We start from the raw sequence: 24,885 nt of genomic DNA, 5'->3' as shown, positions 1-24,885 counted from the left end.
GCGAGGCGCTCAACCTGGCGTAACCACCATTAGTCACCGCCCACGCGCGCGACTACCGTGGAGACGGCCGGTCCGTAAGCCGATGAGCGACAGCTCGTGAGAAGGAGTCATGACCACTACCCCCCTGGACAACGAGCAGGTCCTGCAGCTGAAGCAGGATTTCCCGCTGCTCACCGAAACACAGGTGGCGGGTCATCCGCTGGTCTACCTGGACACCGGCGCCACCTCGCAGGTACCGCTGGCGGTCGCCGACGCGGAGCGCGATTTCACCTTGCGTCACCGCGCCGCCGTGCACCGCGGCGCCCACACCCTGGCTGTCGAGGCCACGGATTTCTTCGAGGACGCCCGCGCGACTGTCTCCCGCTTTGTGGGTGCAGATCCCTATTCCCTGGTGTGGACTTCCAACGCCACCGAGGGCCTCAACCTCCTGAGCTACGCGATGTCCAATGCGACCGCGGGCTCCAATGGCTCCGAGCACGCTGAGCGCTTCCGCTTGGGCCCCGGTGACGAGATCGTCACCACCCAGGCCGAGCACCACGCCAACCTGATCCCGTGGCAGGAACTGGCCGCACGGACCGGCGCCACCCTGCGCGTGGTTCCCGTGGACGAACGCGGCCTGATCACGCCGCAAGCGGTCGCCGCCACCCTCTCGGAGCGCACCAAGCTCGTCGCCTTCACGCACGTGTCCAACGTGACGGGCGCGATCACGGACGTGCCCGGCGTCGTCGCCGAAGCACAGAAGGTCGGCGCGCTCACGGTGCTGGACGCGTGCCAATCCGTTCCGCACATGCCCATCGACTTCCCGGCCCTCGGCGTGGACTTTGCCGTATTTTCCGCGCACAAGATGCTGGGCCCCACGGGCATCGGCGCGCTCTACGGCCGCCGCGAGCTGCTCAACGCGTTGCCCACGTTCCTGACCGGCGGTTCCATGATCACCAAGGTCACCACCGAGCACGCGCAGTACCTCGACTCACCCGTCCGCTTCGAGGCCGGCACGCAGCGCATCAGCCAAGCCGTGGCCTGGGCCGAGGCCGTTCGCTACCTCGAGAAGATCGGCATGGACCGCATCGAGGCGTGGGAGGCCGAGCTCGGCGGCCGGTTGGCGCGAGGGATCACGGAGATCGACGGCGTTCGCCTCCTCGGTCCCGCACCGGGCGTCGAGCGCGTGGGCCTGGCCAGCATCGACGTGGCCGGGGTGCACGCCCATGACGTGGGCCAGCTCCTGGACGTGGCCGGGATCGCCGTGCGCGTGGGTCACCACTGCGCACAGCCGCTGCACCGCGAGTTGGGCCTCACAGCCAGCACGCGCGCGAGCACCTATTTGTACAACACCACCGACGACGTCGATCGCTTCCTCGACGAGCTTTCGCGCGTTCGCGGCTACTTCCGGGCGGAGGGCGCATGAGCGCTGAGCTGGACCAGCTGTACCAAACCATTATTCTGGAGCACTCCCACAAGCGCAGCGGGGAGACTGAACAGGACGTCTCATCGGCCGGTGAGCGCAGCGGCGTCTCGCACCAGTACAACCCCACGTGCGGTGACGAGATCACCGTGCGCGTTGCGGTGACTGCCGGCGAGAATCCCACCGTGGAGGCCGTGGAATGGAACGGTGAGGGTTGCTCGATCTCGATGGCGGCGGCGTCGGTCTTGTCCGAGATGGCACCCGGTATGACCCTGCCCGAGCTGGAGGCCATGATCGAGCACTTCCGCGAGATGCTCCGTTCCCGTGGCCAAGTGGCACCCGACGAGGAAATCCTGGGCGACGCCGCCGCGTTTGCTGGGGTGTCCAAGTTCGTGGCGCGGGTGAAATGCGCGATGCTCAGCTGGGTGGCCGTGGAGGACGCGGTGAACCAAGCGGCGTCGAAGGCCCGAACGACATAGCTCTGCGGACGAGGGAGCGCACCAGCGGCCCGCGATCCTGACATGACGAACGGCCGGTGAGAACCTTAGAGGTTCTCACCGGCCGTTTCGCTGTGCGGCCGAGGGCGGGCCGCGCAGGACCTAGTTGTCGTAGACGTCCGGGTCCACGCCGTGCGCACGCACCTTCTTGTACTTGGCGTTGCGGGCGAGCAGCATGCCGCCACCAATCAGTGCCGCCAGCATGGAGCCGAACAGGATGCCCACCTTGGCGTGATCGTTGTGGGGGCTGCCGATGCCGAAGCTCAGCTCGGCCACGAGCAGGGACACCGTGAACCCGATACCGGCCACGAACGACATACCGAACAGGTCGAACCAGGTGTAGTCCTTGTCCTTCACCGCTGGGCTGAACCGGTCCATGAGCCACGCCGCACCGAAGATGCCCACGGGCTTACCGATCAGCAGACCCGCCACGATGCCCAGAGCCACGGGGTCTGCGGCGGCGGACTTGATGCCATCGATACCACCGACGGCAACACCGGCGGAGAAGAACGCGAAGATGGGGATGACCAGGCCGTTGGACAGCGGACGGAAACGGTGCTCCAGGGCGGGGGCCAGTCCCATGTCGGGATCCTCGTGACGGATCACGCGGGGAGTGGTCTTCATGACGGGAACCATGAAGCCCAACAGCACACCGGCAATGGTGGCGTGCACGCCGGCTTCGTAGACGCACCACCACGTGGCCACGCCGATGGGCAACAAGATGACCCAGGCGGCCCAGTGCTTGGCCATGAACCAGTTGGCGTACTTGTGGGTGAGGACCCAGAAGATCACGAGCAGCACCGCGGCACCGCCCAGGAACAGGACGCGCACGGATTCCGTGTAGACGAACGCGATGATGATGATCGCGATCAAGTCGTCCACCACGGCCAACGTCAACAAGAATGTGCGCATGGCCGTGGGCAGCGCGGAGCCGACGACCGCCAGGACGGACACCGCGAAGGCGATATCCGTGGCGGTCGGAATCGCCCAACCGTGCATGGCCGTTTCTTCGGCGCCGGCGGCGATGTTGATGCCCAGATAGATCAAAGCGGGCATGATCACGCCGCCCACAGCGGCGACCACGGGCAGCATGGCCTTTCGGATATTGCGCAGCTCGCCGTTGACGAACTCCGTCTTGAGCTCGAGCCCCGTGAGAAAGAAGAAGATGGCCAGCAGGCCGTCCGCGGCCCATTCGCCGACCGTGTGATCGAATCCGGGAACACCGATCCCCACGTGGCGTCACGCACGCCGAAGTAGAAGTCACCCAGCGGTGAATTGGCGATGACCAGAGCAGCCACCATAGCGATCAGCAACAGCAGGCCGCCCGTGGTGTCACGCCTCAGGAACGCACCCAGATTGCCCGCGCGTGACGGATTGTTCACGGCCACATTCAAAGCCAAACTCCATTCGATCTGCGGATATCTTGGGTCATCATATAGCCTCACCAACTAAAAACCGGGGGCCGTTCGAGCGACCCCCGGTTCTCAGGTAATGCGTTAATGATCAGTGCTTGGAGATCCAAGATTCTGCGGCGCGTGCCTGCAGGGTCAGGGCCTTGCCGATGTAGGGCTCGGCGGCAGCGGCGATCTTCTTGCCGACCAGCGGAATGTTGGCGACCACGTCACCGGCAACGTCGATCACGGTTTCTTCACCGGAGGGCTTCAGGTTCTGAGTGGCGTTGGCACCCACGGGCAGGCCGTGGGCCTTGATCTCGGTGCGCACGTTACGGGAACCGTCCGCGGCCGGAGCGTCGTAGGTGTCCACCTGGTTGAGCTTGACGGCACCCTTGACGAACTTCTGGACCATGTCGGGCAGCTTCTCCGGGGACATGGTGCGCACGGTGGTCACGGTGAAGGCCGTGTTGATGTCACCGGAAACCTCGAAGGATTCCAGCTGCGTACCCGCGCGGTCGCTCACGTGACGGACGAATGCCTCGTCGACGAAGGTCTTGAGCACGGTCTCCAGCGGAGCCTTGACGGTGGTGGAGGCGTTGACAGACATGGTTCTCCTAGAAATCGATGAACGCGAGACGCGTTGTGGCCAGCGAATCCATCCTAGGCCCATGATCATCCGGGAGACCTGAGAGAAAGCGGGGTTGGGCTGTCCGCTAAAGATGGGACAGCCAGTTTGGCCCTGGGAAGCTGCCGATTGCGCGCTCAAACCTAGACTGGAAAAGACCCGCGGCAGGGGAATGCCGCAGGGTCACATAAACGGGGTGGGGATCCCGTGACCTGCGTGTTTTGTCGCGCTGACTAGGCGCTCTGCAGTAGTTCATGCGGTGCGCGCTTCATCAGGGGGAAATAGATGAACGGTTCCAGCTCGCCTGCAACGGGCACTTTGGTGCAGCAGACGCACCACGACACCTCCGCGCCCGCACCGGGCCCACGCTCTGCAATCTCCGCATCGTGATGCCGCTGATCCGGGCACGCCGAGCGGACCCGTGGTGCTGCACGTAGTGGAAGCCTTTGGCGGGGGCGTGGCCGCGGCCGTGCGGGATTACGCGCGAGCCACCCCGGAATGTGATCACCACTTGCTGTGCCATTTGCGCCCGGAGGCCGTGAACCTCGAGGACCAGTGGACATCGACTTCGCTTCCGTGCGTTTTCTGCCCGGAGGTCACCTGGCCAACCTGAAGGCCACCCGTTGGGCCATCAGCGAGATCCACCCGGACGTGATCCACTCCCATTCCAGCTACGCGGGCGTCTATGCACGCCTGGCCGTGGGGCACCTGCCGCGCAAGCCGGTGGACACCTTGTCACCGCTGCGCACCCCCGGGGCGCCCACGACCCGCGCCGAACGACACGGCGACCTGTTGCGAGAAGGACAGCGGCGGCGTCGGATTCGGGCGGAGAAACTGGCCCAACGCGGACCCGTGGCCCGCAAGGTGCAGAAGTACTTCGACCCCGCGCTCGCCCACATCAAGCAGGTGTACACGCCGCACGCGTGGTCGTTCTCGCGCCTGGACCACTCGCGTCTGACCCGGCTGGGTTCTGGCGCTCGAAGGTGCGCTGGCCGCGCGGACGGACGTGCTGGCCGGATGTTCGAAGGCCGAGAACAACGTGGCCCACTGGGGCCCGGTGTCCCCGCGTACGGTCTACGTACCCAATGTGGCCGAACCTGACTCCAAGCCCCGCCCGACCAAGGGCGCGGATGAACCTCTGGTCCTGGCCGGCGCCGGCCGACTCACGGCGCAGAAGGACCCCGTGTTCTTCGCGGAGACGGTGCAGGCCATTCGCGATGCCGGCTTCCGCGTAGCCCCCATCTGGGTGGGTGGCGGTGACGAGAAGGTGGAACAGCTGTTCCGTGACTACGGCATCAAGGTGACCGGCTGGATCGCTCACGACCAAGTGCAGGAACAGCTCAAGACCGCGGACGTTTACCTCCACACCGCGCGCTGGGAAGGGTTCCCCATCACGGTGCTTGAAGCCGCGGCGAATCATATTCCGGTGATCGTGCGCCGGATCCGCGTGTTCGACGATTCCGGCCTTCCGCTGGTCGTGGACACCCCCCAGGACGTGGCCGCGCGCTGGAACGAGATCGTGGATCCGGAGACCCGCGATCACCTGTGCGGTTGGTCCCAGCAGGCCTTGTGGGAGAACTGCCGCAAGGTGCAGCGGGACCGACTGTGTGAGATCTACGGGGTGCACGTGCCCCTCTTGGAGAAGAAGGCGTTGGGCGCGCCGTCAACACCATGACCACGGGCACAGAACGGGCAGAGCAGGTACAGGGGAGAGCTATGCAACAGGATAACTACGCCGGAATTATGGGTCAGGCCATGTGGACCCGCAGTGGAACCGACGCCATTCAGACGTGGGTGCACACCCCCGTGGACGGGAAGGCACGAGGCTCGTGGTGCTCGCACCACCGGTGGGCCGCGAACACATCCAGGCCTACCGTTCCAACAGGCAGCTGGCCATGCTCTTGGCCTCGGAAGGCTATTGCGTGGCGCGCGCGTGCTATCGCGGCGTGGGCGATTCGCATGCTCTGGAGCCGGATCAGAACGTGGTGGAGGCATGGCGGCAGGACCTGCTCGACACCGCTGCTCACGCGCGCCAGGTGTGCGGGACGGAAGAGCTGCCCGTGTGGGCCATCGGTCACCGGATCGGTGCCACGCTGCTCGCTGGGATCGCCGAGCACTTCGATCACGTGATCGCGTGGGAGCCCGTGGCAGGGTCCGTGTTCGTGAAGCAGTGGTCCCGGTTGCGTAACGCCACCCTGCCGGACATCCCCGTGGGCGACCGCGTGGATCTCATGGGACTGTGCCTGAGTAATGAGCAGGCCGCACAACTCTCGGCTCTGCGCGACCCTCGCAAACTGGCAACTCTGCCGGAGCACGTGACGATCTTCCGCGAGAAGGACCAGCCGCGCGCCAAGGTCATGTACGGCGTGGAGTCCCTGGACACACGCGTGCACTACGACATTCTGGATCAGCTGATCCGCATGCTTCCCCGCCCCGAGCTGACTCCCATGGGAGGCGACGGCCGCGGACCGCTGCGCAATGAGTTCACCGCAGCCACCGGCATGGAATGCGCGGAGGAGATCGTGCGGGTGGAGCCCAAGGACTACATGGGTGTGCTGACGGGGCCGGTGGTCACGGACAAGCCCGGTCGTCCGATTGCCTCGCACCCCGGGAAGCCCGTGACGTTCTACGCCCCGGGTGCGTCCGAACCCCGCGACGGTTCCGCACTGTGGTCCGAAACCGCGCGCGAGCTCGCCGGACACGGTGTGGCCAGTTTGCGCGCCGATCGCGACGGCGCCGCGGACCGCGCCGAGCTCTGGACGGACCGTGATCCCAATCCGTACCGGCACGCCAATGCCCAGGCCATGCGCGAGCAGGCCCAGTGCTCAACAATCACTTCAAGTCCACCGTGGTGCCACCGTGCTCTGCTCCGGTGCCTGGGACACCCTGTGCGCGGCCCGCGAACCCCAGGGCATTCCGGTGGACGGCATGATTCTGCTCAATCAGAACGAATGGCGCATGAAGCAGGAGTTCTTCGATGAACTGCGCAAGTCCTATGACGCTGATGCCCGCCTGCACGCCGCTGCGATCACCTCACAGCAGGCCAAGGAGGAGCTCGCCCGACCCGCTACGCCGCGCAAGGACGCGGTCAAGGAGAAGGTGGCCGGAGCGGCGTCGGCGGCGAAATCCGTGCTGGGAACCGTCAAGGAAAAGGCTCCTATGCGCTGCGTCACTACACGCCCGAGCCGGCGTGGAATCTGATTGCGCGTCACCCTGAGGCGTCCATTGCGGACTACACCCTGGACTGCGCGAGCCGCAACGCCCGCGTGGTGCTGCTGGTCGGCCCGCAGGACGAACCCCGTTACCGCGAGACCCTGACCCCACGAGCCGTGGAGCGACTCACCGCCCGCGGCCGCGATATCCGCGAGGAGTACCTGCCAACGTGGACCATTCCATCCTGTCCCGCACCGCCCGCGACGTGGTGATCACACGAGTCGTTGAACTGCTCTCGCAGTGGGAAGGACGGTCGCCCGGGAATGGCTAAGCACTCACTCACCGCCGACAAGGCCACCGAAGCCGGCGAATCCCGCTGGGCGCCAACATCGCCTGGAACTACATTTCGGGGTTCACGAGCGTCTTCGGACTGCTGCTGCTCTACCCGTTCGCCATCACGATCGTGGGAGCGGAAGCGTACGGTCTGTGGGTCTTGGCCTCCAGCGCCATCCAACTGCTGACCATGTCCGACTTCGGCCTGGGCACGGGCATTGTCCGTACCCTGACCGACATCCCGGACAACGCGAAGCACCGCAAGGATCGGCGCAGCTTTGTGGCCGTGGCGCTCGCCGTGTTCCTGGTGCTGTCGGTGGTGCTCACCGCCCTGTACTTCGTGGCGTTCCCGCTGTACCTGACCACGGTGGATGTGCCGGAACAGGATCAGCGCGCGGTGATTCCACTGGTGATCGCCGCCGGAGCCACGCTGTTCTTCTCGGTGCTGGGGCGTGCGTGCAACTCGATCCTGTGGGCCCTGAACCGACCGGACATCGAGCGCAAGGCCGCGGTCGTCGCCATTCTGGGCCGCGCGGCAGGCTACGCCCTGTTGATCCCGCTGGACGGTGGGCTCATCACGATCGTCATGGTGGAGTGCGCTTCCCTGTTGCTCCCGCCGCTCGTGTGCTTCTGGGCCGTGTACCAGCGCTTCGGAATGCCCCGGATGATCCGTGGCGCGTGGCGGTTGCAGGGTAAGCCGCTGCTGAAGATGTCCTCGGTGCTGTCGATCGGCTCGCTGTCGTTGCTGGGTGTCTACCAGTTGCCGCTGTTCATCGTGGGGCCCACGCTGGGTCTGCAAGCGGCCACGGCATTCGGTGCGCTCATGCGCGTGTTCCAGAGTGCCCGGTTGATCATCAGCTGGATCGTGATGCCGTTCGCCTACCCCATCAAGAAATCCGCGGTGGGGGAGGCCGGCGAGCACATTCGCGTGGCGTTCACCGTCTCGTTGCTGGTTGGCCTGCTGATCAGCGTGCCGTTGGCCGCGCTGCCCAATGAACTGTTGACCGTGTGGCTCGGCTCCGAATTCGCGTTCGCCGCTCCGGCGCTGGCCGTGGTGGTCGTGGGCGTGATGGCCGAGGCCATGGGCCAGGTGCCCAACTTGATCATGACGCTGCGCGGTAACCCGTTGATCGCCTCGCTGATCAGCCTGTTCGTGTTGCTACTGACCCTGCCTGCCGTGTGGATTGCCTCCGACACCGGCGATCTGGGCTACGTGATGCTCGCCGCTGTGGCACCGCTGCTCTTGCTCGTGCCCGTGCAGATCTACTTCAGCGAGAGCACCGAAACCAGCGGTTCGCGCTCCAAACACGTGCTGGCGTGGACGGGCATGGTGCTGGTCGCCGCTACTGCGGCCGTGACGTTCGCGCTGCTCGCCCAGGTTCTCGGTGACGTTCTGAGCATCGGAGTGTGCGCGTTCGTCCTGGGCGTCGTGTTCCTGGGCGCGTTCAAGCGGATCCGACGCCGCGATGACGTTCTCAACGAGCGCGACGCCGCTCAGTCCCCGGCCTGACGCAGGTCATTTCCGAGCCGATCACGACTACAAAGATTCTGGGAGTCTTCAGGCCACTTCTCGCGTGAGAAGTGGCCTGAAACTGCCCCACATCGTGGTGTGGGCAGGGAGCGCTTTCACCGCCCGGCGTGGTCAGGCTCGAGCTGCCCCCAGCAACTGCACGTACAGCTGGCGGTAGGTGTCCGCCGTGACCAGCGCGTCGAATTCGGTGGCGGCCTTGTCCCAGCTGGCCTGTCGCATGCTCTTGCGGTCCTCCGGCGACTGTTGCACGTACCAGGTCATGGCCTCAGCCAATGCCTCGGAATTCCGCACGGGCACCACGGCCCGCTCATCCACGGTGAGGTCCTTGGCATCCCCGGTATCGGTGGTGATCACTGGGACGCCTTCTCCAATGGCCTCGATGCCGGCCATGGGGAGTGCCTCGTGGTAGCTGGAGAAGACCACGGCGTGAGCGGTGCGAATCAGTTCGCGCACGTTGTCCACCGGGCCCAACAGGGATACCGCATCGCGGATGCCCAGCCGGTCGAGACCGCGCGTGAGTTCCTGATTGTCGTTGTCCACGCCGTGCCCGGCACACACCAGGGTGGCCCCGGGAACTTGCTCGCGCACCATGGCGAACGCGCGGAACAGGTTGGGGTGGTCCTTGGGTTCGGCGAAGCGTGCCAGGTGTACGAACACGGGCTCGCCGGTGGGCTCAGGAGCGGGCGAGGACGCGTGGCGCTTCCGTTGTGCACGATCCGCATCTGCTCCGCCGGGAACTTGTAACCGAGTTTCGCCGCAAAGTTCTTGGCGGAGGCCGAACACGCCACCACGGCGTTGAACCGGCCTGAGAGACCCGCCACCGTCCGCCAGACCACCTTGGCCACGGGATTGGACGAGACGTCCAGGCTCGAATGGAGAGTGGACACCCGCGGGCGGCCATGTGGCGTGAGCTCGTTGATCAGGTCGGACTGGTGCAGGTGCGAGTGCACCACGTCGATCTTGTGCTTCTTGACCAACCGCAGGACATCGCGAACGCCCTTGGCCGGAACCACCGATTTCCGGGACATCCCCGAATACGTGGTGCTCGTGGCCACCGACTCGAGTCGGGAGGACAGCGACGCCGGGGAGAGCAGGACCAGCAGGTGGGCCTCGTCCCCGGGGCGGGTCACACGCAGCAACTGCTCGATCAGCGTCTGGGCGCCGCCGGTGTCGGCGTCATTGACGATGTGCAGAATGCGCATGAGGCAACCTTTCGGTGGGATGGGTGTTCGAGCTCGAATGCGGGTCGGTCGAAGAAGGTGCGGGCGGATCCGGCCAGGATCGGGTCAGCTCCAGCCCCAGGCAGATACCCGCCATGCCCCAGATCCAGAACGCGGAGTCGTAGCTGATGGTCAGACCGGAGATCACGGCCCACACGATGAAGGCACACAGGCCCAGCCACAGCGGATTCCGACCACCGGCGCGCAGGATCAGCACGGACATGATCAGCACCAGGCCCAGGCCGAAGAACACGCCGCTCTCCAGGATCACGCGGCCGGTCACGCTGTAGATGTCCGGCAGCGGGTTGTAGTGCTGCAGGTCGCCCAGCGGCATGCGGTGGGTCAGGAAGATCTCGTTGGTGTTGCCGCGGCCCACGCCCCACAGGAACACGGCGGGATCCGCGAAGAAATACCGCACGGACGCCGCGATCGACGAGTACCGGTCCGACCAGGACCAGTTGAAGGATTCGCTGCGGTCCTGGAGTGTGCGCGCACCGATCGCCACGGCACCGGCTAGACCCGCGGGCACCAGGATGATGCTGGCCCACGCGTTACGCGCGGCGTACGGCGCGATGGCCGCGATCAGCACCACGCCCAGCACCACCACGCGCTGCCCGAACCGGAGATGGCCACGGCCCACAGCACCAGTGCCAGGGCCACGCCGTCCCGCAGGTTGATGGTGCGGTGATAGTGGCGCACCAGGATCACGAGCGCCATGGCCATGAGCGAGAGAGAGCCCACCATGAAAGATGTCTCCGGGAACATCCCGAACGGTCGGCGCACGTACGTCAGGAACGTCTCGGTGAACTCGGAGACATTGGCGTAGCCGGGCAGATCGTAGAAGGACTCGAACGGCACCGTGTCGAGAATGTCGAAGAAAATGTACTTCTGCACGAGCGCGTACGCCGCGCTGAGCAGAATGGTCCAGCTCAACCAGGCAATGGCGCGGTAGCGCAGGAACACGATGGCCGCCGCCGCACCCGCGAAAGGCAGGGTGAACACCACCCACGTCACGGACCCGGCGACCTGCCACGGTTCGGGATTGATGAACATCCGCACGGCCGCCGCGAAAAACGGTGCGGCCGCCACGAGCAGCGCGGTCCACATGATGGGCATGTACTTGGCGCACCGGGCGATCAACACCACGGCCACCACGCTGGTCAGGGGCAGGTTGGTGTTCGAGCCCATGGGCAGCGCCGCGAACGGTAGCGCGGACAGCACCAGCAGCGCGCGCGACAGGTTTCGATCCAGCCGCGTCCCGGTTTCGGGCAGGGCACCGCGCTTGGGGAGCCGCACATGTTTGGGGGCCCAGATGGCCCACAGCGGCCGCCGCTTCACGCTCGCTCCGCGCTCATCACCGCAGCCACGGTCGGCACCCAGTCCTGGTGCTTCGAGGGCGACGACGCCGCGTGCGTCCCGTGCGTAGCGCGCTCGCCCACAGGCTGGGGCGAGTTGTCCTGCGAACCGGACACGGCGGCGTCGAACGCCGTGCGCAGGGCTGCGCCAAAGGCATCCGTGTCGTGAACGTCCGCAGCGGTGAACTGCGGGTAGTCACCGGCCTGCGCGCGCAAGGACGGGAGGTCCGAAGACACTACCGGCACACCGGCTCCCACGGCCTTGGCGAGCACTCCGCTGTGCGCATCGAAGTGGGTGTAGGGCAGCACGATGACCGCAGCGTTGAGGATGAACGCGTTGAAGTCCTCGCGGGACAAGAACTCGTCCTCGAAATCCACGCACCGCCCGGCCGCGGCCCGGCGGGCCAACGCGTACGAGAGCTCGGGGCTTTCCGCTGCGCCCCGAACCAGCAGCGGGATGTCCGCGCGCACGGCGGCGTCCATGGCCAGTTCGATGCCCTTGTTGGCGCGCATCTCACCGATGCACAGGGCGTAGGGGGTGCTCGGAATGGCGCTGGAGACCGGCGCATCTGCCAGCTCCAAGCGCGAAGACACCGGAAGGTCCACGGCGGACACCGGTTTGGATGTATATCCGCGCACGATCTCACTCTGGTCCTGACCGTGAGTGATCACCTGATCGGAACGGCGCGCGCACGAGCGCTCGAGCCACAGCAGTACGCGTTCGCGCACGGACGGATTCGAGAGGTCGAAGTGCGGTTGGGCGTTGTGCACGAACACCGAGACCGCCTGACCTCGGGATGCGCACAGGACGCGCGGCAACGGGTACTTGGTGGAATCCAGGGCCAGCACGGCACGCCCGTCAGCCTGTTTCGCGACCGAGCGGACGGCGGCGTGCTCCCGCAGCAGATCCGCGACCTGAAGAACCGGCTTGAGGATTTTCCCGATCTTGGACTCGGGGGACTGGGTGCGCCGCGGCGGCACCGTCTCCACGACCTGAATCGGATGATCCGAGCCCCAGCCAAGGTACTCCCGGGCACCGGGCGGGAGACGAGCCACACTCGGTCGGCCTGCGGATCCTCCAGCAGCGCCAGTGCCAAATCAGCGGCGTGTTCCAGCTGGCCACCGTACTCGGTGGGGCACACCACCACCGCGTCGCGCGAGGTGGTTCGTGTGGGTCGTGACGGATTGTCGTGCTCAGCGCTCATGAGACCCTCCGGCTTGCAGTCGTCGTGAACGAGAGGACGGCTTATCACCGCGCACCAGGACGATCAGCAGTCCCAGGACCAATCCCACGAAGAAGCCCAGTGCGGTATTGAGCACCAACGAGGGTGCAGCGGGATTCTCCGGGGTCGCCGCGCGTTGCACCACGGTCAGATTGACTCCGGCTTGTTCGCCACGCTGCGGTCCGGACTCCAACGACTGACCGACCTCCACGAGACTTTCGGCGGTGGCCTGTGCCAGGCGCGCGGTGTCCTCGGGTGCATCTCCCGTGGCTGTGATCGTGATCATCGCGGTGTTGGGCTGATTGGTCACGGTCACGGCGGATTCGGCCAGCGATTCCGGCGTGGCGTCCAGGCCGAGTTCATCCACCACCGGCTGCAAGACCGAATTGGTGGTGGCTACCTGCGCGTACGAACCGCGCGGGCCATGGCGAACTGTTCACCCATCTGCAGGTCGGTGACCGACTGAGGGTTGGCCACGTTGACGAACACCTGCGCCTGGGACTCGTATGACTTTGGCATGATCATGGCCGAGCCCGCGCCCGCGATGAGTCCCAGCACCGCGGTCAGAACAACGATCCACCACTGCTGTTTCAAGCAGCGCATGTACTGATTGAGATTCACTCATCTCCCCCTTGAATAAATGCAAACGCTCACGACCCGCGCGAAAGCGGTACGGATCGTTCCCCAAAGTGTTCGCATTCAAAACTGTAACGACACCACCCAGCATCTGGCGCGGCGGGATCGTTGATTTCACGGATTCGTGCCCTTATGTGTGGACGAATCCCCGGCGGCGGTTAACGGGCCCGGCTTCCTAGACTGGAGGCGAGACACGCAGGGGAGAGCGTGCTCGCCACTACAGGGGGAATCAACGTGGACCATCACACGGAAACAGAACTCGAACATCCGCTCATCAGCGTGGTCATCGCTGTCTACAACGGCCAGGACCTGGTGGGTCAGGCCATCAGCAGTGTGCTGCGGCAAACCCATCCGAACATCGAGCTGTTCATCGTGGATGACGGCTCCACGGATCACACGTCACAGGTGCTCGAAGGGTACGAGGCACTCAACCGGCCCGGTCGCCAGGTGCGTGTGCTCCGCCAGGACAACGCCGGTTGCGGTGCTGCCCGAAACCGCGCGTTGGACATGGTCACGGGGGACTTCATCACGTTCCTGGACGCGGACGACACATTGCTTCCGCACCACCTCAGCACTCTCTTGGAACGCTACGAGGAACTCGACACCAACGAGAGCGCGTCCCGAACCGTTGTCTACGCCAACGCCTTCCAGTGCACCACGGGTGGGATCAACACCGGGCGTCTGCAGTACCGCGAAAAGATGCCCGAAGCCGATCAACAGCGGTCGGTGATTCTGGAGTACAACATCGGCAGCTTGTACGGATTGTTCCCGCGCTGCTTCTTCACCGAGGTGGGAACCTTCGACCCGGAGCAGGTTTTCGTGGAGGACTGGGAGCTGTGGCTGCGCGCCATCTACTCGGGCTGGCGTTTCGACCGGGTGGAAGAGGTCACCAACATCATTTCGTGGACGGGCGGGTCCATGCAGTCCCAGCGTGATCGCATGGCCGCGGGCGAAGAGATGGCGCTGCAGAAGACACTCCGTCGTTTCGACGGCAAGTTCAGCACCGAGGAACGCGCCAAGCTGCTGCGGCGACTCGACTACGGGTCTCCGCTCGCAGCGGCGTCGGAAGCGGAACAGGCACTGCGGGACGGCCGCGGGGACGATGCCAAGGAGCACCTCAGGCGCGCCGCCGAGATGATGCCCACGCAACGCCGCGTGCGCGTGAAGGCAGCGATCGCCAATCTGCCGGGCGGCACACGGTGGCTGGTCAACCGTCAGCGCACGGTGGATCGCAGCGTGGGCTACAACGAGGAAATGCGGCGCTGAGACGCGTGTTTGTGTCACGCGAGGTAATGCTCGCTACCGCCGCTGGCTTGGCCTGCGGGATTGGGAGCGCGCACCGATAGCATCGGTTGCGACCCGCCCCGGGCACTCGGGGTGCAGCTTCACATCCCGGGAGAGTTTATGCACGCCCACGTCGACCTGAGCTTCGTCACGGTCGCCCTCCTGGGCCCCGGCGACTGACGACGGCGCTGCGCGGCACCTACCAGCGTGCCGCAGCCGGGGTCGTCGAGATCGATCGCCCGGAGGATGTGTCTGCTCGGTCCCTGAGCGGGGTCGGTTTCGTGGTCGTCGCGACGCCCGCAGCCGGGGATTCCGTCGATCCACTCCATGACGCTTCCGCGTGGCGCCGAGCGCTGGCGGCCGTCGGGGTCGCGCTGCCGGTGAGCGTGGAGCGGGTCCCGGAACGAACGGGTGGCAGCATCACCCTGGTGGGCGGTGGCCCCGGTGATCCGGGGCTGATCACCGCTGCTGGCTTGCGCGCACTCGCGCACGCGGATGTAATTTACGCCGATCGCCTGGCCCCTGAAGTCACCGACGAACTGGCGCCCGGAGTGCGCGTGGTACCGGTGGGCAAGCGACCCGGGCACCACCCCGTTCCGCAGTCCGACATTCAGGATCAGATGATCCGGGCTGCTCTCGCGGGCGAGCGCGTGGTCCGGTTCAAGGGCGGGGACCCGTTCGTGTTCGGGCGCGGGGGAGAGGAGCTGCTCGCGTGCCGTGAGGCGGGCGTGGACGTGCACGTGATCCCCGGCATCACCTCCGCGGTGGCGGTTCCCGAAAACGCCGGAATTCCGGTGACGTTCCGCGAACTGAGCCGGTCATTCACCGTGGTGTCCGGCCACGATCCGCTGGACGAACATGAGTTGAAGCATCTGGCGGGCCTGTCGCGTTCGGGAGCCACCATCGTGCTGCTCATGGGCGTGGCCACGCTGCCGCAGACCGTCAGCGGACTGATGCGTCACGGACTGGCCGGGGATACGCCGCTTGCCGTTCTGGAGAAGGGCTTTAGCCCAGAGGAACGCAGCACGTTCACCACCCTCGCGACCGCGGTGGTGGACACCGCCGCCGCGGGGTGCGTTTCCCCGGCAGTCACGGTGATCGGACCGGTCGTGCACGCGCTCGACGACGACGCTGAACAAAAAACCGCGCTGGCGCGGCCATTTTTATTGGCCTGTGCGCACGGAACGGGAAACCCGTCCGGTCAGGCCGCGGTGGCCCAACTCGTCGCGGAGGTCCGCTCGGCGCTCGAACCCGTGTCCGTGATCGACACGTGGGTTGATGTCCAAGAGCCCAGTCTGACGGACCGCACCCGAGAACTGAGCGACGAGCCCACCGTGATCGTGCCACTGCTGCTGTCGGCCGGCTACCACGTGTACGTGGACATGGCGCGAGCGATCAAGGGAAACCCGGAACATCGAGTCGCGGCGGCACTCGGTCCCGATCCGCGCTTGGCTGCTGTCATGGCCCGCCGCCTGCACGAGGCAGTGCGGGCGCACGGCGCCGAGCCGATCACCGAGCACGACACCGTGATCATGGCCGCCGCCGGATCCTCCGAACCGGACGCCGTGCGCGACTGCCGTGTGACCGCCGACCAGCTGGCCCAAGAGCTGGGTCTGCCAGTCCGAGTGGCCTTCCTCTCGGCGGCAGAACCCACGGTTGAGGGTGCAGTGGCTGACGCCCGGAAATCAAGGCGCACATCGGAGAGCCAGTTGCAGAACGGTCCCGAGAAAGATCCCGGGGGCAATAACGCGCGGGTCCTGGTGGCCACCTATTTGTTGGCCCCGGGGTTCTTCCACACCAAAACTCTCAAGGCCGGCGCAGACATCACTGCGGCGCCCCTGTTGCTACCCGACGAACCCACGCCGACCGAACTCACCGAACTCGTGGTCGAACACTACGAACAAGCCGTTCGCGGATAAGCGGATCAAGGTTGTATCGGCACGGGCACAGGCACGAGCCGAGCGTTCAGCTCAGTAACCACCACGCCCTACGAGCCGTCTGCGGAGATCTCCGCGCGGGCGTGCTCGCACACGGCGCGGACCATGGCACCGAGTCGGAACCGTTCGGGCACTACGGCCAGCACGTCGGCCTCTTCCAACGGCTGCACACACACTGGCCGATGGCCACCGCGGTGCAATGACCACCCCTCAACGCACTCACGAGCGACTCGTAGGTCCCCGCCGCGCGGGCGGCGTCGAACAACGCGTCCACGGCCGGTGCGGCGGTGAACGTCACGTAGTCGACTTCGCCGCTGGCAATCGAGCGGGTCAGATCCGCGAGCCGTGAGCCCTCGTCCGCGGAGGCCCACTGATAAGGGGCCACAGTGAGCACGGTGAAGCCGGCATCCGACAGTCGCGTGAGCTGCTCGTCGTCGGTGATGCCGTGGACCTGAACGGCCACGGTGCCGCGTGAATCACGAGCGATCAAAGCGTCCACGATCTCACTCGTGCGCCCGGACTGACCGGTGTACTCGCACGGGATCTGTTCCGACTGCAGCTGCCCCTTGGCCTTCGCCCCGCGCGCGTAGACCGCAGTCTCGCGCAGCATATTCACGAGATCGTCGCGCAGCCCCGCGGTTTCGGCCACGGCCAGCCACCGCTTGAGCCCGTAACCCGTGGTGATCACGACCATTTCCGGGCGGGAGGCGAGGACGTCGCGGGTGGCGGCCAGAACGGCGTCGTCCTGGTCGGTCGGCACCAACTTGAGTGCCGGCGCGTGCAGCACACGGCGCCCTGCCGTTCGAAAGCACCGGACTGTTCATCGGCGCGGCGGTGCGCGGTGATGGCTACGGTGCGGCCGGTCAGCGGTGCGTCTGCGGAAGCGTTCATGCCTCCAGCGTACGAGCTGAGCGTGTCTGTCCCGGCGAGTAGGCTTGGGCGCGTCCCCGATACTCTGAGGGGATTTTGCCGTCCACACCAGGAGTAGCCCGCACATGTCCCTGACCGGTTTGCACACCGCGCTCACCGAGGACCGCACGTTCGCCAACATCTTCGCGCAGGCCTCCCGTCCGCCGGCCGAACGGTCCAGCGAGACGATCATCAGCGCTCCGGACGGACTGCGCGCGCCCATCCTGGCGCAGATCGTGGCGGGTCTCCATGACGACGCCGCTGGCTCGCCTTCCGGCCCCGCTCCCGTGACCTTTGTGGTCACCGCGACCGGTCGCGAAGCGGAAGATCTCGAGGCGGCGCTGGCCTCCTACCTGCCGGCCGAACAGGTCATGAACTTCCCGTCGTGGGAAACTCTGCCCCACGAACGGCTCTCACCGCGCTCGGACACCGTGGGCCAGCGGCTGAGCGTGCTCCGCAAACTGGCGCACCCGGAAGCGACCGAGGCACCGTTGCGCGTGATCATCGCGCCGGTGCGCTCGGTCCTGCAGCCGGTCGTCGCTGGGCTCGGTGACATGCAGCCCGTGACCCTGGTGGCCGGTGAGGAATACGCTTTCGACCAGCTCATCAAGGACCTGGCCAACGCTGCCTATTCGCGCGTGGACATGGTGACCAAGCGCGGCGAGTTCGCGGTGCGCGGTGGCATCATCGACGTCTTCCCGCCCACCGAGGACCACCCGGTGCGCCTGGAATTCTTCGGGGACGAGCTTGATGAGATGCGCTGGTTCGCGGTGGCCGATCAGCGCACAGTAACCGGGGTGGAACACCCCACGCGCATTGTGGCCTCGCCGTGCCGTGAACTACTGATCACCCCCACGGTGATGTCCCGCGCGGCCAAGCTCAAGGATCAGTTGCCCGGTGGCCGGGAGATCCTCGAACGCATTGCCGGCGGACAGTACGTGGAGGGTATGGAATCGCTCGCTCCGCTGCTCGCGGACGACATGGTTCCGGTGCTGTCCCTGGTGCCTGAGGGCTCGATGACCGTGGTGATCGAACCCGAAAAGGTGCGTGCTCGCGCCCACGACCTGGTGGCGACCAATCAAGAATTCCTCATGGCCGCGTGGGAATCGGCCTCCGGGGGCAGCGATGCGCCGCTGGATCTTAATACCGCCGTGGAGTCCGAAGATGGCCAAGAGCGCAGCCTGGCTGCCGGCTCGTTCCACGAGATCGCCGAGACCCGGCAACTCGCCCTGGACCGTTCGGTGGGTTGGTGGTCGATCACCGGGCTCAACGTGAACGCTGTGAGTGTGAGCGGCATCGACGCCGATTCCACGGAGGAAGAAGTCCGTCTGGCGGACACGGACGCTGACACCCTGACCGTGGCCGCTCGGGAACCCGCGCGGTTCTCCGGAGACGTGGATGCCATGTTGCAGTTCATGGCCGGTCGCATGTCCGAGGGCTGGCGGGTCGTGCTCGTCACGGACGGACCCGGTCCGCTCGACCGGCTGAGCGAGCTGCTGCACGGGGCCCAGATTCCGGCCGCGCGATTCGAGTCGATCGACGAGGCACCCGAGGCGGGTCTCGTGGAACTCACCACCGCGCGTGCCGGTCACGGATTCGTGTTCGACGGTCCGCGGATCGCGCTGCTGACCGAGGCTGATGTTCTCGGGCGTTCCACTGCCTACACCACCCGAGACATGCGCAAATTGCCGCAACGGCGCAAACGCAACCAGGTGGACCCGCTCACCCTGCAGAAGGGTGACTACGTGGTTCACGAGCAGCACGGTATCGGCCAGTTCGTCGAACTCGTGCAGCGCCCGATCGCCGGTGCCATGATCACGCCGGGTCAGCCCAAACCCATGCGCGAGTACCTCGTGCTCGAATACGCGCCGTCCAAGCGCAACGGTCCGCGAGATCGCCTCTTCGTGCCCACCGACCAGCTCGACCAGGTGAGCACGTACGTGGGTGGGGAAGCGCCGTCGTTGTCCAAGATGGGCGGCTCGGACTGGAACAAGACCAAGCGCAGCGCCAAGAAGGCCGTCAAGGAGATCGCCAACGAGCTGATCCGGCTCTACTCGGCGCGCATGGCGTCCAAGGGGCATCCGTTCGGCTCGGACACCCCGTGGCAGCGCGAGCTCGAGCAGGCGTTCCCGTACATCGAGACCCCGGACCAGTTGACTACGATCGACGAGGTCAAGGCGGATATGGAACGCCCCATTCCCATGGACCGGTTGATCTCAGGCGACGTCGGCTACGGCAAGACCGAGGTGGCGGTGCGTGCCGCGTTCAAGGCCGTCCAGGACGGCAAACAGGTGGCCGTCCTGGTGCCCACCACGCTGTTGGCCCAGCAGCACACCGAGACGTTCGCCGAGCGGTTCTCCGGATTCCCGGTGCGCCTGGCCACGCTGTCCCGGTTCCAGACCGCCAAGGAATCCAAGGCGACCCTGGAGGGCCTGCGGTCCGGAGCGGTGGACGTGGTGATCGGTACCCACCGGTTGCTCAGCAAGGAAATGCAGTTCAAGAACCTGGGCCTCGTGATCATCGACGAGGAACAGCGTTTCGGTGTGGAGCACAAGGAGAAGCTCAAGGCCATGCGCACGGACGTGGACGTGCTGGCGATGTCCGCAACGCCCATTCCGCGCACCCTGGAGATGTCCATGACGGGCATCCGTGAGACTTCCACGCTGGCCACCCCGCCCGAGGAACGCCACCCCGTGCTCACCTACGTGGGCCCGTACACCCAGAAGCAGGTGTCCGCGGCTATTCGGCGTGAGCTGATGCGCGAAGGCCAGGTGTTCTTCATCCACAACCGAGTGTCCTCCATCGACGCGCAGGCCAAGGCGCTCGCGGAACTGGTTCCCGAGGCGCGGATCGCGGTGGCCCACGGTCAGATGACGGAGTCCCGGCTGGAGCAGATCATCGTGGACTTCTGGGAGAAGAAGTTCGACGTGCTGGTGTGCACGACCATCGTGGAAACCGGTCTGGACATCGCCAATGCCAACACCCTGATCGTGGACGGCGCGGACCGTTACGGCTTGTCGCAGTTGCACCAGCTGCGCGGTCGCGTGGGGCGTGGCCGCGAACGCGCCTACGCGTACTTCCTGTATCCCGCGGAGAAGCCCCTGAGCGAAACCGCCCTGGAGCGGCTCAAGGCAGTCGCGGCGCACAACGAACTCGGTTCGGGTATGCAGTTGGCCATGAAGGACCTCGAGATCCGCGGTGCGGGCAACCTGCTGGGCGGTGAACAGTCCGGGCACATCGCCGGTGTCGGTTTCGACATGTATTTGCGTCTCGTGGGCGAGGCCGTGGCTGAGTACCGCGGGGATCAGGACCAGGCGCCGTCGGAAATGAAGATCGAACTGCCCGTCAACGCGCACCTGCCCCACGACTACGTGCCGGGGGAGCGGTTGCGCCTGGAGGCCTACCGAAACATTGCGAATGCCGCGACGGAAGAGGCCGTGGTGGAAGCGGGCGAGGAGCTTCAGGACCGTTACGGACCACTGCCCACCCCGGTCAAGAACCTGTTGGACGTCGCGCGACTGCGCATCTTGGCGCGCGCTTCGGGACTGACGGATGTGGCCACGCAGGCAACATGATCAGATTCGCGCCCGCCGACCTACCGGAGTCGCGAGAGATGCGGCTCAAGCGCATGTACCAGGGTGCGCAGATCAAGGCGATCCCGGGAACCGATCGGCGCATGGTGCTCATACCCAAGCCCAAGACGGATCGGATCGGCGGTAAGGATCTCGTGGACGAGGCCATTCTGGCGTGGGCTCGCGAAGTGCTCGACGCGATCTTCCCCGTGGCGCAGCCGGTGGGCAGTCAGGACTGAGCTGGAATCTGCCTGTGTAATGAACGGCCGAGATGCTGTGCGCTGCGTTTGCGCTGGTGGCCACCTGTGGGCGTGCATTGCTGACGTAGTTGTACACCAGCGCGCCCAGCGCCACCAGGATCACCAGCGTCAACAGGGTCGTGAGTATTGTGGCCGCACGCGAACCGTGCGAGTCATGGCTTGGTCTGTGTCTGTGGATCGTATTCTCGCTCAACTGAATCTGCCCCATAACGTGTTCTCCCCCGGGCGGTCCCCTCACCATCCCGGATACTCACTATGCGCCGGAAGTACGGAACGGACCAGTGGGAATCGCGGAACTGGGGATAAATCCGCGTAAGTGTGGACAGCACGAATGCGGATTTGTCCACCTTTCGGCGGCGCATTGGGTGAACAGTCTCTAAATTCTTCCCGCCCTTGCTACGGTAGAAGAAGCATTCTGTGCGGTGGGGACCGTGCAGTGTTGTTCCTTAGGGGGGAATCATGGCGGCTGAGCGCAACACCACTTCGTTTTCGGGGCACGATGATCACCATGGTCACAGCGGATTAGGCCTGTCCGCAGCGGAATTACGAGGCTTACCCGAAGGCAGCGTGGTTGGATACGCCGCCGGTGCCTTCGATCTCTTCCACGTGGGGCACCTCAACATCCTTCGCCAGGCCAAGCGGCACTGCGACTACCTGATCGCCGGGGTGGTCAGTGACGAGATGTTGGAACTGACCAAGGGCCGTGCCCCGGTCGTGCCCGCAGCCGAGCGCGCGGAGATCGTCTCCCACGTGAAATTCGTGGACGAGGTCCACATCGAATCCGTCGAGGACAAGCTCGATACCTGGGCTCACGTGCGCTTCGACCAGTTTTTCAAGGGCGACGACTGGAAGGGCACACCGCGCGGTCGTGACCTCGAAGCACGCTTTTCCGAGGTGGGTGTAGAGGTCGTGTACTTCCCGTACACCGTGCACACGTCCTCCACGCGGCTGCGCACGGCGCTGGATCTGCTGAGCACGCCGCAGCCCATCAAGGCACCGCAGACACTCAAGGACGGCAGTCAGGTCAGCTCCTGAATTGCCCCTAGGATTGAAAACCATGGGCAAACTACTCGTTACCGGGGGCGCCGGTTTCATCGGATCCAATTTCGTTCGTCACGTGCTGGAACACACCCAGCATTCCGTCACGGTATTGGACAAACTCACGTACGCGGGCAATCGCGCAAGCCTTGACGGTTTGGACCCGCAGCGCTGCGAATTGGTTGTGGGAGATATCGCTGACGCGGAACTCGTGGATTCTTTGGTCCGCGATTCGGATGCCGTGGTGCATTTCGCCGCAGAATCCCACAACGATAATTCTTTACGCGATCCGTGGCCCTTCGTGCACACCAATCTGATCGGCACGTACACGCTCCTGGAAGCGGTGCGCCGCCACGGTACGCGGTTCCATCACGTGTCCACGGACGAAGTTTTTGGTGACCTGGAGCTGGACGACCCGGCCAAGTTCACCGAAGAGACTCCCTACAATCCGTCCAGCCCGTACTCGTCGACCAAGGCGGGCTCGGATCTGCTGGTGCGCGCGTGGGTGCGGTCCTTTGGGGTGCAGGCCACGCTGTCCAACTGCTCCAATAACTACGGCCCGTACCAGCACGTGGAGAAGTTCATTCCGCGGCAGATCACCAATGTGCTCAGCGGCATCAAGCCCAAGCTCTACGGCGCCGGACAGAACGTGCGCGACTGGATCCACGCAGACGACCACTCGGCCGCCGTACTACGCGTTCTGGAGGCGGGCGATATCGGACGCACCTATCTGATCGGCGCTGACGGTGAGGCGGACAACCTCACGGTGCTGCGCACCATCCTGCGGCTCATGGGCCGGCCCGAGGACGAGTTCGACCACGTGACCGATCGTGCGGGCCATGACCTGCGCTACGCGATCGATGGCGATCGCACCCGTCAGGAGCTGGGCTGGGAACCGCAGTTCACGGACTTCGAGTCCGGTCTGCGCAACACGATCGACTGGTACACCGAACACCGCGACTGGTGGGAACCCGTCAAGGAAGCGACCGAAGCCAAGTACCGGGAGGCCGGTCAATGAGCGACTCCCAGGTTCAGGTCCACGCCACCGCGATCGACGGTCTGTTGATCGTGGATCTGCCGCGTCCCGGGGACAACCGTGGTTGGTTCAAAGAGAATTGGCAGCGCGCGAAAGCAACGGCCGCCGGACTGCCGGATTTCGTGCCCGTGCAGAACAACATCTCCTTCAACGGAACCCGCGGGACCACGCGCGGTATCCACGCCGAGCCGTGGGACAAGTACGTGTCCGTGGCCACCGGGTCGATCTTCGGGGCGTGGGTGGACCTGCGCCGCGGACCCGGATTCGGCACCGTGGTCACCCACGAGATCACACCCTCCACAGCGGTTTTCGTCCCGCGCGGAGTGGGCAACGCTTTCCAGACACTGGAAGACGCCACCGCGTACACGTACCTGGTGACCGACCACTGGTCCGCGGACGCGCAGTCCGCCTACAGCTTTGTGAACCTCGCGGATCCGCAGCTGGCCATTGACTGGCCCATTGATCTGGACCAGGCGGAACTGTCGGAGAAGGATCGCAACCACCCGTTGCTCGCAGACGTTGAGCCGTTGCCGCCCGCTCCGGTCCTCGTGATCGGTACCGGGGGACAGCTGGGTTCGGCCCTGACCCGGGCGCTAACGGATCAAGACCTTCCGTTCACGGCCTACACCCGCGCTGACCTGGACCTCACGAACCCCGCACGTTGGCCGGAAGGTGTTCGCTCGGGTGAAGGGCTGCGCCGCTATCGAGCCGTGATCAACGCCGCAGCGCACACGGCCGTGGACGCCGCGGAAACTCCCGAGGGCCGCACCGAGGCCTGGGCCGCCAACGCCACCGGCGTGCGGGCGCTGTCCACCGCGTGTGAGCGAGCGGGCGTCCCGTTGGTGCACGTGTCCACGGACTACGTGTTCGACGGCCAGTTGCCGCTCGGCCAGTTCTACGCTCCCGACGCCGCTCTGGCGCCGTGTCCGTCTACGGCCAGTCCAAGGCCGCGGGCGAGTGCGCGGTGACCGCGTGGTCCAAGCACTACCTGGTGCGCACCAGTTGGGTCATCGGTGCCGGGCACAACTTTGTGGCGACCATGGCCAAGCTGGCGGAGAACGGGGTGGACCCGTCAGTTGTCTCCGATCAGCACGGTCGCCTGACCTCGGCCTCGGATTTGGCCGCGGGACTGCTGCACTTGATCGACAGCGGTGCCGACTACGGCACCTATCACCTGACCGGTTCTGGCGAGTCGACCACGTGGGCGGAGATCGCCCGGCTGATCTTCGAAGAACTCGGCCACGATCCCCAGAGAGTGACCCCGGTCAGCACGGAGGAGTACACGGCTGGGAAGACGGGCATCGCTCCGCGCCCCACCAACAGTTGCTTGGACATTTCCACGCTTGAAGCCACCGGCTTCACACCGCGGGACAGCGCCACGGTGGTGCGCGAAGCTCTGGAGCGCCGCGCGCACGACTGAACCGAGCGGCGTCGTCGGCGTGTGAAGGAAGGCGCTGACCCCGACCAACGAAAGAACCCC

Annotated in this window: 21 protein-coding genes and 4 pseudogenes; 15 read left to right on the top strand and 10 right to left on the bottom strand. The window is 65.5% G+C overall.

The genetic code is table 11. From position 1 onward, the window contains the following. Positions 1–109: 109 nt before the first annotated feature. Together YO9_RS0106560 and sufU are read left to right on the top strand one after the other, a co-directional pair. Entirely contained in the window at positions 110–1,405 is a 1,296-nt protein-coding gene (locus YO9_RS0106560; protein ID WP_016996759.1) for an aminotransferase class V-fold PLP-dependent enzyme, read from the top strand. Beyond that, positions 1,402–1,881 (top strand): Fe-S cluster assembly sulfur transfer protein SufU, encoded by a 480-nt coding sequence (sufU, locus tag YO9_RS0106555; protein WP_016996758.1) that lies wholly within the window; start codon positions 1,402–1,404, stop codon positions 1,879–1,881. The genes YO9_RS0106560 and sufU overlap by 4 nt, the downstream gene beginning before the upstream one ends. 120 nt (positions 1,882–2,001) lie before the next feature. Here the strand turns inward: sufU and nhaA are convergent. Then, a pseudogene (gene nhaA, locus YO9_RS0106550) lies at positions 2,002–3,200 on the bottom strand (Na+/H+ antiporter NhaA). 202 nt (positions 3,201–3,402) lie between these two features. After that, entirely contained in the window at positions 3,403–3,900 is a 498-nt protein-coding gene (locus tag YO9_RS0106545) for a DUF2505 domain-containing protein (protein WP_016996756.1), read from the bottom strand. A 439-nt stretch (positions 3,901–4,339) separates the two neighbouring features. Here YO9_RS0106545 and YO9_RS17335 point away from each other — a divergent pair, with 439 nt between their 5' ends. The 7 genes from YO9_RS17335 to YO9_RS0106520 all read left to right on the top strand — a co-directional run bounded on the left by YO9_RS17335 (position 4,340) and on the right by YO9_RS0106520 (position 8,914). Next, a complete protein-coding gene (locus tag YO9_RS17335) occupies positions 4,340–4,531 on the top strand; it encodes a hypothetical protein (RefSeq protein WP_223286226.1) in 192 nt (63 codons plus the stop codon). Continuing rightward, positions 4,474–5,019: a hypothetical protein gene (locus YO9_RS17330; protein ID WP_016996755.1), complete on the top strand. Its 546-nt coding sequence runs from the start codon at positions 4,474–4,476 to the stop codon at positions 5,017–5,019. Before YO9_RS17335 ends, YO9_RS17330 begins: the two co-directional genes overlap by 58 nt. After that, positions 4,958–5,593 (top strand): glycosyltransferase, encoded by a 636-nt coding sequence (locus tag YO9_RS0106540; protein WP_223286225.1) that lies wholly within the window; start codon positions 4,958–4,960, stop codon positions 5,591–5,593. The genes YO9_RS17330 and YO9_RS0106540 overlap by 62 nt, the downstream gene beginning before the upstream one ends. 154 nt (positions 5,594–5,747) lie before the next feature. Next, complete coding sequence (locus YO9_RS0106535) at positions 5,748–6,899, top strand: alpha/beta hydrolase family protein (RefSeq protein WP_031272808.1); 1,152 nt, start codon at positions 5,748–5,750, stop codon at positions 6,897–6,899. After that, complete coding sequence (locus tag YO9_RS0106530) at positions 6,877–7,119, top strand: hypothetical protein (RefSeq protein WP_016996753.1); 243 nt, start codon at positions 6,877–6,879, stop codon at positions 7,117–7,119. The genes YO9_RS0106535 and YO9_RS0106530 overlap by 23 nt, the downstream gene beginning before the upstream one ends. Before the next feature lie 65 nt (positions 7,120–7,184). Next, on the top strand, positions 7,185–7,343 hold the full coding sequence (locus tag YO9_RS17325) for a hypothetical protein (protein ID WP_016996752.1): 159 nt from the start codon (positions 7,185–7,187) through the stop codon (positions 7,341–7,343). Between the two features lie 221 nt (positions 7,344–7,564). Beyond that, positions 7,565–8,914, top strand: coding sequence for a lipopolysaccharide biosynthesis protein (locus tag YO9_RS0106520; protein ID WP_223286224.1), 1,350 nt, complete (start codon positions 7,565–7,567; stop codon positions 8,912–8,914). A 132-nt stretch (positions 8,915–9,046) separates the two neighbouring features. On the opposite strand, the gene YO9_RS17320 is transcribed toward YO9_RS0106520, so the two are convergent. From YO9_RS17320 to YO9_RS17295, 7 genes and pseudogenes are all read right to left on the bottom strand, one after another. Further along, the gene (locus YO9_RS17320; protein WP_016996750.1) at positions 9,047–9,592 is read right to left on the bottom strand and encodes a glycosyltransferase; all 546 of its coding nucleotides are present in this window, start codon (positions 9,590–9,592) and stop codon (positions 9,047–9,049) included. A 104-nt stretch (positions 9,593–9,696) separates the two neighbouring features. Further along, positions 9,697–10,137 (bottom strand): annotated as a pseudogene (locus tag YO9_RS20700) (glycosyltransferase); the annotation flags it as partial. After that, positions 10,112–10,795, bottom strand: coding sequence for a hypothetical protein (locus YO9_RS17310; RefSeq protein WP_223286222.1), 684 nt, complete (start codon positions 10,793–10,795; stop codon positions 10,112–10,114). The pseudogene YO9_RS20700 and the gene YO9_RS17310, both read right to left, overlap by 26 nt. Further along, positions 10,738–11,493 (bottom strand): hypothetical protein, encoded by a 756-nt coding sequence (locus tag YO9_RS17305; protein ID WP_016996748.1) that lies wholly within the window; start codon positions 11,491–11,493, stop codon positions 10,738–10,740. Before YO9_RS17305 ends, YO9_RS17310 begins: the two co-directional genes overlap by 58 nt. Beyond that, the gene (locus tag YO9_RS0106505; protein WP_223286221.1) at positions 11,490–12,566 is read right to left on the bottom strand and encodes a glycosyltransferase; all 1,077 of its coding nucleotides are present in this window, start codon (positions 12,564–12,566) and stop codon (positions 11,490–11,492) included. Before YO9_RS0106505 ends, YO9_RS17305 begins: the two co-directional genes overlap by 4 nt. Positions 12,567–12,704: 138 nt before the next feature. Beyond that, positions 12,705–13,103 carry a YveK family protein gene (locus YO9_RS17300; protein ID WP_223286220.1) on the bottom strand — a complete coding sequence of 133 codons (399 nt, stop codon included), beginning with the start codon at positions 13,101–13,103 and terminating at the stop codon, positions 12,705–12,707. Between the two features lie 26 nt (positions 13,104–13,129). Beyond that, on the bottom strand, positions 13,130–13,354 hold the full coding sequence (locus tag YO9_RS17295) for a Wzz/FepE/Etk N-terminal domain-containing protein (RefSeq protein ID WP_016996746.1): 225 nt from the start codon (positions 13,352–13,354) through the stop codon (positions 13,130–13,132). A 222-nt stretch (positions 13,355–13,576) separates the two neighbouring features. On the opposite strand from YO9_RS17295, the gene YO9_RS0106495 reads away from it, so the two are divergent. Next, positions 13,577–14,635, top strand: coding sequence for a glycosyltransferase family 2 protein (locus YO9_RS0106495; RefSeq protein WP_223286219.1), 1,059 nt, complete (start codon positions 13,577–13,579; stop codon positions 14,633–14,635). 266 nt (positions 14,636–14,901) lie between these two features. After that, the gene (cobA, locus tag YO9_RS0106485; protein ID WP_016996744.1) at positions 14,902–16,572 is read left to right on the top strand and encodes a uroporphyrinogen-III C-methyltransferase; all 1,671 of its coding nucleotides are present in this window, start codon (positions 14,902–14,904) and stop codon (positions 16,570–16,572) included. A gap of 151 nt (positions 16,573–16,723) precedes the next feature. On the opposite strand, the gene YO9_RS0106480 is transcribed toward cobA, so the two are convergent. Beyond that, positions 16,724–17,377 carry a uroporphyrinogen-III synthase gene (locus YO9_RS0106480; RefSeq protein ID WP_223286218.1) on the bottom strand — a complete coding sequence of 218 codons (654 nt, stop codon included), beginning with the start codon at positions 17,375–17,377 and terminating at the stop codon, positions 16,724–16,726. A 208-nt stretch (positions 17,378–17,585) separates the two neighbouring features. Here YO9_RS0106480 and mfd point away from each other — a divergent pair. The 4 genes and pseudogenes from mfd to YO9_RS0106460 all read left to right on the top strand — a co-directional run bounded on the left by mfd (position 17,586) and on the right by YO9_RS0106460 (position 24,825). Then, a pseudogene (gene mfd / locus YO9_RS0106475) lies at positions 17,586–21,310 on the top strand (transcription-repair coupling factor). A 588-nt stretch (positions 21,311–21,898) separates the two neighbouring features. After that, entirely contained in the window at positions 21,899–22,366 is a 468-nt protein-coding gene (locus tag YO9_RS0106470; protein WP_016996742.1) for an FAD synthase family protein, read from the top strand. Positions 22,367–22,388: 22 nt separating this feature from the next. Further along, entirely contained in the window at positions 22,389–23,387 is a 999-nt protein-coding gene (gene rfbB / locus YO9_RS0106465; protein ID WP_016996741.1) for a dTDP-glucose 4,6-dehydratase, read from the top strand. Beyond that, positions 23,384–24,825: pseudogene (locus tag YO9_RS0106460) on the top strand (sugar nucleotide-binding protein). Before rfbB ends, YO9_RS0106460 begins: the two are co-directional and overlap by 4 nt. Positions 24,826–24,885 lie beyond the last annotated feature (60 nt).

This window comes from Kocuria atrinae C3-8 (assembly GCF_000286355.1).
In the GTDB taxonomy this organism is placed as follows: Bacteria; Actinomycetota; Actinomycetes; order Actinomycetales; family Micrococcaceae; genus Kocuria; species Kocuria atrinae_A.
This window is presented reverse-complemented; position numbering and strand designations above follow the sequence as displayed.

What these genes read in the sequence shown, in the direction of transcription:
- YO9_RS0106530 (WP_016996753.1), top strand. Translation starts at nt 6,877, where the DNA reads ATGAAGCAGGAGTTCTTCGATGAACTGCGCAAGTCCTATGACGCTGAT.
- rfbB (WP_016996741.1), top strand. Translation starts at nt 22,389, where the DNA reads ATGGGCAAACTACTCGTTACCGGGGGCGCCGGTTTCATCGGATCCAAT.
- sufU (WP_016996758.1), top strand. Translation starts at nt 1,402, where the DNA reads ATGAGCGCTGAGCTGGACCAGCTGTACCAAACCATTATTCTGGAGCAC.
- YO9_RS0106560 (WP_016996759.1), top strand. Translation starts at nt 110, where the DNA reads ATGACCACTACCCCCCTGGACAACGAGCAGGTCCTGCAGCTGAAGCAG.
- YO9_RS0106545 (WP_016996756.1), bottom strand. Translation starts at nt 3,900, where the DNA reads ATGTCTGTCAACGCCTCCACCACCGTCAAGGCTCCGCTGGAGACCGTG.